The sequence below is a fragment of the Roseateles agri genome (genome assembly GCF_034043675.1).
Classification (GTDB): Bacteria; Pseudomonadota; Gammaproteobacteria; order Burkholderiales; family Burkholderiaceae_C; genus KK5.
In genome coordinates, this window is the sequence record NZ_JAXCLA010000022.1 from 1 (window position 1) to 1,490 (window position 1,490).

Below are 1,490 nucleotides of genomic sequence, written 5' to 3' on the forward strand. Positions count from 1 at the left end.
TAACGAATGAAAGGGACTTCCCCGTCCCGAATGGGCCGCGTTGCGGCGAACGGCAACTGAATGCCACGATGGGAAGTGCGATATCTCATCAACGCATCCGGAAGGGGAAGTCCATGAGCATTCTCACCGTCGGTATCGATCTCGCCAAGAACGTTTTCGCGGTGCACGGCATCAACGAGGCCGGCAAGGCCGAACTGGTCCGTCCGGCCGTGCCGCGCGGACAGCTGCATGAGCTGATCGCCTCGCTACCGCCGTGCGTCATCGGCATGGAAGCTTGCTCGGGCGCGCATCACTGGGCGCGGCTGTTCCAGGGTTGGGGTCACACGGTGCGGCTCATCGCCCCGAAGTTCGTCACGCCGTACCGCATGACGGGCAAGCGCGGCAAGAACGACGCAGCGGACGCGGCCGCCATCTGCGAAGCTGTTCAGCGCCCACACATGCGCTTTGTTCCGATCAAGAGCCTGCAGCAGCAGTCCTGGTTAATGGTGCATCGCGCGCGGCAGGGCTTTGTCGAGCAGCGCACCGCCACCATCAACCGCATCCGCGGCCTGCTCAGCGAGTTCGGCATCGTGCTGCCGCTGAAGGCTGCCACGGTACGCACGCGAGCCTGCGAGTGCCTGGAGGATCTGCCCGGCTACGCCAACACCGTCATCGGCGATCTGCTCAGCGAGTTGACTCACCTGGACAAGCAGGTCGCTCAGTACGATGTGCACATCAGGGCAATGGCCAAGGAGGACGAGCGCGCCAGGCAACTGATGCGCCTGGACGGTGTCGGCGAGACCACCGCCACCTGCCTGCTGGCGATGATCGGCAATGGGCACGACTTCGACTGCGGACGGCAGTTCTCGGCCTGGCTGGGTTTGACGCCGGGCCAGTACAGCTCTGGCGGCAAGACGCGCCTAGGGCGCATCACCAAGGCGGGTGACGCCTATCTGAGAACGCTGTTGGTGATGGGAGCCAAGGCACTGCTGGCTGCGGCCAAACGCAAGACGGATTCGCTCAGCAGCTGGGCCGTGGCACTGCAAGAGCGTCGCGGCTACTGGAAAGCCGTGGTCGCCATCGCCGCTAAGAACGCTCGGATGGCGTGGGCGATGTTGCGACGAGGCGAGACGTTTGCGTTGCCGAGCTGACCGCGGACCTTGCATCCCAAGAGATTACTCACAACAACCGATTGAACTCCACCGCCGTGTGACGGCAAGCGTTGATGACAACAGGTTTGGACCTGCGCGGGTGGTGACCGATAAGCTTGAGGGCAGTCCTGCACTGCCGGCTAACGAATGGGTTACCCGCGTGCGTCCTTCATCAGGGTCCGCGGCATCGATGACGCCGCAGCATGACCGTTTGTAGTTTGGCCAGTCCGCACCTCGTTGTTCTTCTTCATCGCTCGACGCCACTGCAGTCGCGGAGCCAGCGGAGATCCTAAGCAGGATGGTCGACGCGTCGATCGTCAGGGGTCAAGTCTTGCTTGACTCTTGGGGAAGCCCTTGTAG

The 1,490-nt window shown here is 63.0% G+C and carries 1 protein-coding gene; it reads left to right on the forward strand.

The features are described from left to right. The first annotated feature begins 113 nt into the window (after nt 1-113). A complete protein-coding gene (locus tag SNE35_RS32020; protein WP_320427131.1) occupies nt 114-1,130 on the forward strand; it encodes an IS110 family RNA-guided transposase in 1,017 nt (338 codons plus the stop codon). Nucleotides 1,131-1,490 lie beyond the last annotated feature (360 nt).